6 protein-coding genes are annotated in these 6,329 nt (G+C 66.3%); 2 read left to right on the forward strand and 4 right to left on the reverse strand.

Annotation, left to right across the window (positions count from 1 at the left end):
• Window positions 1-100: 100 nt before the first annotated feature.
• Window positions 101-916 carry a cellulose biosynthesis protein BcsS gene (bcsS, locus tag ABTU92_RS14125; RefSeq protein WP_408091635.1) on the reverse strand — a complete coding sequence of 272 codons (816 nt, stop codon included), beginning with the start codon at window positions 914-916 and terminating at the stop codon, window positions 101-103.
• 221 nt (window positions 917-1,137) lie between these two features.
• On the opposite strand from bcsS, the gene ABTU92_RS14130 reads away from it, so the two are divergent.
• On the forward strand, window positions 1,138-2,397 hold the full coding sequence (locus ABTU92_RS14130) for an MFS transporter (RefSeq protein ID WP_408091637.1): 1,260 nt from the start codon (window positions 1,138-1,140) through the stop codon (window positions 2,395-2,397).
• A gap of 447 nt (window positions 2,398-2,844) precedes the next feature.
• On the opposite strand, the gene groL is transcribed toward ABTU92_RS14130, so the two are convergent.
• Both groL and ABTU92_RS14140 read right to left on the reverse strand, forming a co-directional pair.
• Window positions 2,845-4,482, reverse strand: coding sequence for a chaperonin GroEL (gene groL / locus ABTU92_RS14135; RefSeq protein ID WP_408091639.1), 1,638 nt, complete (start codon window positions 4,480-4,482; stop codon window positions 2,845-2,847).
• Between the two features lie 120 nt (window positions 4,483-4,602).
• Window positions 4,603-4,917 (reverse strand): co-chaperone GroES, encoded by a 315-nt coding sequence (locus tag ABTU92_RS14140; RefSeq protein WP_408091641.1) that lies wholly within the window; start codon window positions 4,915-4,917, stop codon window positions 4,603-4,605.
• 409 nt (window positions 4,918-5,326) lie between these two features.
• Between ABTU92_RS14140 and ABTU92_RS14145 the strand changes: the two genes are divergently transcribed.
• A complete protein-coding gene (locus ABTU92_RS14145) occupies window positions 5,327-5,596 on the forward strand; it encodes an usg protein (RefSeq protein ID WP_201159635.1) in 270 nt (89 codons plus the stop codon).
• A 129-nt stretch (window positions 5,597-5,725) separates the two neighbouring features.
• Here the strand turns inward: ABTU92_RS14145 and ABTU92_RS14150 are convergent.
• A partial coding sequence (locus tag ABTU92_RS14150; RefSeq protein WP_408091644.1) for a hypothetical protein occupies window positions 5,726-6,329 on the reverse strand: 604 nt, incomplete at its 5' end.

The raw sequence follows: 6,329 nt of genomic DNA on the forward strand, positions 1-6,329 counted from the left end.
ACGCCTTGAAATCTAAGCCTCAATTGCGGGTTAGTCGTTTCGTACGATGGGGTTACGGCATCCCGTGCAGGTGGGAGGAGATGGCGTCGCGCAACCTGTCTCACCGCTTGGTCAGCACGCCGATGCGCACGTAGGGCCCGCTGCGGTCGTCCGAGTCGGTCACCCATCCGAAGCCGAGGCTCCAGTCCCACGGTCCGCGGCGGAGCCCCGTCATGTGGGCGCCGATCCGGATCTGGCGATAGTTGGTGTCGCCGTAGAGCTGCAGCTCGGGCCCCGCATAGAACCCTGCATACCAAGTCTCCAGCACGCGCCAGCCGAGCGCCGCGCCGAGCCCGAAGCCGTGACCGATCGACGACCAGGTCGCGTTGGCGCGCACCATCGTGTCGGGGAGCGGCTCCCACCAGGTGTCGATCCCGAGCCGCATGCCGACATGCGTCCCGCGCAGCGGATTCCCGGCATCGGGTGGCGTCGTCCAGTGATGCTGGACGTCGACGCCGCCGAACACCGTCGCGATGAAGCGCTCGCGGCGCACGATCCAGCCGGGCATCAGCGCGCCGAGCGCCTGCACGGCGAGCACCTGGTTCGCCCCCGACCGGTACTGATAGGTGCCGGTTCCGGCGAATGCCCTGAACGCGGGGCCGTCGCGCGCCAATCCCTCGGGCGCCCACACGGCGCCGCCGTGCAGGAACCCGCCGGCGCGCCACAGATCGGTTCCGCCGAACAGCAGCAGGCGCTCGGCCTCGAGCGCCGCGAGCGTTTCGGGCGAGACGGCGACGGCGCCGGCCGGCTGCGCGACCGCTTCGACCGGTGACGCGACGGCCAGCGACGCGACGACCAGTGACGCGACGAGCGCGAGACGCGGGGCACCGAGCAGCGCGGTCGCTCGCACGACCGCGCCGGCATCCGATCGGCACATGGCACGATCCCATGGAAACCGGACTGCTCAGGTTCGCCGCACCTGTGATGCAATCCTAGCGAGCAGCCGGACCCAGATCCACGCGAACAAATCCTGAAACCCGGACGTCGCGTGCGCGCCGGCAACGGAGCGTTGCGCGAGTGCCACAAGGTCGGCGCGTCTTGCGACACCTCGCCTAGCCCGTGTTAGGATGACGCGTCGTCTCCAGGAAAAAAACGTCCATGCCCCCGACCGACCGGTCCGACGGCGTCCCTCCGTCGGCGCAGCAGACGCGGCGCTCGATCGCGTTCCTCAACACGGCGCACGGCATCGACCATTACGTCCTCGGCATCTATCCGACCGTGGTGATCGGCCTGGAGGCCGTCTATCAGCGGCCCTATTCGGAGCTGATTGTCCTCTCCACCGCGATGTTCGTCGCCTTCGGCTTGTTCTCGCTGCCGGCCGGCTGGCTCGCCGACCGCATCAGTCGGCGCGCCATGATGGCGGCGTTCTTCATCGGCTGCGGCGTGTCGCTGATCGGCTGCGCCGTGGCGCCGACGATGACGATGCTGGCCGTCGCGCTGTTCATGGTCGGCGTGTTCGCCGCGATCTATCACCCGGTCGGCATGGCGATGCTGATCCAGGTGTCGAACGCGCGCGGCCGCACGCTCGCCTTCAACGGCGTCTGCGGCAATCTCGGCGTGTCGCTCGCCTCCGGCGTCACCGCCGTGCTGGCCGCCTCGGCCTTCGGCTGGCGCGCCGCCTTCGTGGTGCCGGCGCTGGTCTGCCTGGCGGTCGGCATCGCCTATCTGGCGATGGTCGAAGACGACCGCCACGAGACGGCGCGGCGCGCCCGCGTCGCCGACATCGTGCTGCCGCGCAACGCTGCGATCGTGTTCTTCGGCCTCTACACGATCATCTCGTTCTGCGGCGGGCTCACCTTCAACACCATCGTGGTGGCGCTGCCGAAGATCGTCGACGAGCGGCTCGTCGGCGACGCGCTCGGCGGCGCCGGCCTCGCCGCGGTCGGCGGCCTGTCGAGCCTCGTGTTCCTCGGCGGCGCCGTCGCCCAGCTCGCGGTCGGGCGGATCGCCGAGCGGGTCGCACCGCATCTCCTGTTCGTCGGCGTGGTCGGGCTCCTGCTCATTGGCGCGATCTGGTCCGTGCGGGCCGACGGCATGATGCTGATCGCCGCGCTCGGCGTCGTGATGGCGGCGCTCTATGGGCAGGTGACGGTCGGCGACATGGTGATCGCCCGCTACACGGCCGACGCCTGGCGGGGCCGCGTTTACGCGGTGCGCTACTTCCTGTCCTTCGCGTCGGCCGGCGTCGCCGTGCCGCTGATCGCGTTCTTCCACGCGCGCGGTGGCTTCGATCTCGTGCTGGTCGGGCTCGCTGCCGTCTCGGGCCTGTTCTTCGCCGCGGTCGCCGGCCTCGTCGCCGTCGTGATGGTCGCGACGCCGCGCGTGGTGCCCGCCGTCGACACCGCGCCGGCCGAGTAGGCGTTTCGGCGCACGACCGTCACGCGCGCCGGTCCCGGGGCGATCAGGGGGCGGCATGAACAGGCGGCGCGGACAGGTGTCCGCGTCGGTGCACCGGTCGGGAGTCCTTTGCCACGGATTATTTTCGTCGCGTTAACCTGCCGTTAACCGCTTCGGCGCATCCTCTTCGAGACAAAGGCGCTGCGGCGCCGACGACCACGGCGGACAGATGACGCCGGATGTACGCGCATCGGACGGCGTGGTCGTGACTGAATTCCCGCGGGGGCGGGTAGGGGGACCAGCGCGTCGCAGCGCTGACGGGAAAAGGCCCGGGCGATACGCCCGGGCCTTTTTCATTTTCGGGTGCCGTGCGCCGGCCGCCGGTCGTCGCCGATCAGAGCGCCTGTCGGAAACGCAAAAGGCCCGGGTTTTCGCCCGGGCCTTCGTCGTCACGACGTCTGGCGTCGATCAGAAGTCCATGCCGCCGCCCGGCATGCCGCCGCCCGGCATGGCCGGGGCGTTCTTCTTCGGCAGCTCGGCGACCATGGCCTCGGTGGTGATCAGGAGGCCGGCGATCGAGGCGGCGTTCTGCAGCGCGGCGCGCACCACCTTGGTCGGGTCGATGATGCCCTTGCCGACGAGGTTGCCGTACTGGCCGTTCTGGGCGTCGAAGCCGAAGGCGTACTCGCCGTTCTCCAGGATCTTGCCGACCACGACCGAGCCGTCCTCGCCGGCGTTGAGCGAGATCTGGCGGGCCGGCCAGGACAGCGCCTTGCGCACGATGTCGACGCCGTGGCGCTGGTCCTCGTTGGCGGTCTTCACCGCCTCGACGGCCTTGGAGGCGCGCAGCAGGGCAACGCCGCCGCCCGGCAGGATGCCTTCCTCGACGGCGGCGCGGGTCGCGTGCATGGCGTCGTCCACGCGGTCCTTGCGCTCCTTCACCTCGACCTCGGTGGCGCCGCCGACGCGGATCACCGCGACGCCGCCGGCGAGCTTGGCGAGGCGCTCCTGCAGCTTCTCGCGGTCGTAGTCGGAGGTGGTCTCCTCGATCTGCGCCTTGATCTGGGCGATGCGGGCGTCGATGTCGGCCTTGGCGCCGGCGCCGTCGACGATCGTGGTGTTCTCCTTCTCGATCGTCACCTTCTTGGCGCGGCCGAGCATCTGCAGCGTGACGCTGTCGAGCTTGATGCCCAGATCCTCGGAGATCGCCTGGCCGGCGGTCAGGATCGCGATGTCCTGCAGCATGGCCTTGCGGCGATCGCCGAAGCCCGGTGCCTTGACGGCCGCGACCTTGAGGCCGCCGCGCAGCTTGTTGACGACCAGGGTGGCCAGCGCCTCGCCCTCGACGTCCTCGGCGACGATCAGCAGCGGCTTGCCGGTCTGCACCACGGCCTCGAGCAGGGGCAGCATCTCCTGCAGGCCGGAGAGCTTCTTCTCGTAGATGAGGATGTAGGGATCCTCGAGCTCGACCCGCATCTTGTCGGCGTTGGTGATGAAGTAGGGCGAGATGTAGCCACGGTCGAACTGCATGCCCTCGACGACGTCCAGCTCGGTCTCCAGGCTTTTCGCCTCCTCGACCGTGATGACGCCCTCGTTGCCGACCTTCTTCATCGCCTCGGCCAGGTAGCGACCGATCTCGGCGTCGCCGTTGGCCGAGATGGTGCCGACCTGGGCGATCTCGTCATTGGAGGTGATCTTCTTGGAGTTCTTCTCGAGGTCCTTCACGACGGCCTCGACCGCTAGGTCGATGCCGCGCTTGAGGTCCATCGGGTTCATGCCGGCGGCCACCGCCTTGGCGCCCTCGCGGACGATCGCCTGGGCCAGCACGGTCGCCGTCGTCGTGCCGTCGCCGGCGATGTCGGACGACTTCGAGGCCACCTCGCGCACCATCTGGGCGCCCATGTTCTCGAACTTGTCCTCGAGCTCGATCTCCTTGGCGACGGTGACGCCGTCCTTGGTGATCCGCGGCGCGCCGAAGCTCTTCTCCAGCACGACGTTGCGGCCCTTCGGGCCGAGCGTCACCTTGACGGCGTTGGCGAGCACGTCGACGCCGCGCAGCATCTTGTCGCGCGCGTCAGACGAGAATTTCACGTCCTTGGCAGCCATTGTTCATCAGCTCCTGAATGAATCCGTTGCGTTCTCCCGACCCGGCGAGACCACGGTGCCGATCCCAAAAGAATCCGGCAGGGTCCGTTCAGGTTGGATCAGTCCGACAGTCTGTTCGGGTCAGGCGGCCTTCTTGGTGGCCTCGGTCTCGGTGAGAACGCCCATGATGTCGCTCTCCTTCATGATCAGCACCTCGACGCCGTCGAGCTTGACCTCGGTGCCCGACCACTTGCCGAACAGCACCCGGTCGCCGACCTTCAGGTCGAGCGGGATCAGCTTGCCGGCCTCGTCGCGGCCGCCCGGGCCGACGGCGATGATCTCGCCCTGCTGGGGCTTCTCCTTGGCGGTGTCGGGGATGATGATCCCGCCGGCCGTCTTCTGCTCGGCCTCAATACGCTTGACGACGACGCGGTCGTGAAGCGGACGGAACTTCATGCTGTCCTCCTAAGTTTCTGTCGCAAGAGAAGAATTGGAGTCGGGCGGCCCGACCGGGCGGCGTGCCCCGGGCTGCCCGGCTGCGACATGGGGGAGGCGGCGAAGCCGTTCAAGAGGGGCGCCGGAAAAAATTGGCACTCGGGTGGGCCGATTGCCAACATTCGGCGGATCGACTGATCGCCCGGCCGGCCGAGGTCTACGCGGGCAGGGCGTGGCGTCCCCGCAACACTGATTCCTGGATGCGCAAGTGGAAGCCAAGCTTTGCGGCGTCGCACAAGGTACAGTGCTGGTAGCACTGTCTTATCGAGGCTGCCAAGCCTGGTCCGTGAACACTTTGTTTACCAAATGAGCTTGCAATGAACGGAGGTGGTGTTGGAAGATTTCCCGGTCGAGACGGATGGGGGACACCATGGCCTCTAAGGACTTCTTGCAGCAACTTCACGGCTACGGCCTGACGACCGCGCATATCCTCTACCGGCGGCCGGATCATCCCTGGCTGCTGCAGACCTACCTCTGGCAGGACTACGACCTTCACCCGCACTTCCCGGAGCTGAACAAGTTTCTGGGCTTCTGGCGGGACAAGCTGGAGGGCCCGCTCCACTCGGTCACGGTCGCCCACTCACGCCTGATCAAGCCGGCCGAGATCAAGGCGGTCGACGGGGTGTTCACGCTCAACTGAGCGGGCGGGGACCCGCGCGGTTGCCTCCGTAGCCCGGGCTGAGCGCAGCGAAGCCCGGGGTGCGGCGGTCGCCGGAGCAAGAAAGCCCCGGATGTCGCTTCGCTCCATCCGGGCTACGAAGACCCCGGGCTACGCTTGCTCGATGGGGGGATGATCGAGGTCGAGCACATCAACAGGTGCGACAAGGCTTAGGCCTTCAGCGTACGTCTTTTGTAATCGGTATCCGCGCTCGTCATAAGTTATTGTACCAATCAAAACCGCTGCAGCAACCTTTGGGTGCTTATGCGTCAAGGCTACGTAGTTTTTGCGAGTCCACAGAACTACGGCGCGTCTAAGAGGATACTCATAAGCGCTCCGGAAGTCACGCTTTGCGCCTACCGCCACCCCTTGCACGTTCAGCAAATATCCCAGGACAGAAGCCGACAGATAATTAGGAGCATCCTTTAGCTGCTTAACTTCATTATAAAGCATTCGGCGTAACTTGAACAGTATTATGCTTCTTGCAGTGCTTTCGTTAGTCCGAAAAAACCCCGACCACACAGTGTTGTGTTGTATTGACCAGCCAACAAATTCATTGGTGGTGACGCGTGACGCCGAGCAAATGACTTCAAACATTATTTTTGCAATCTTATCATGATGACTGTTGCGCCTCGTGCGCGGCATGTCGTTTCGTCGATGGCGCGCTATCTCAATATCGCGCTCATCTAGGATCTTTACCAGGGCTATCGCGTTT

It is taken from the genome of Rhodoplanes sp. SY1 (genome assembly GCF_046000175.1).
Taxonomy (GTDB): Bacteria; Pseudomonadota; Alphaproteobacteria; order Rhizobiales; family Xanthobacteraceae; genus Rhodoplanes.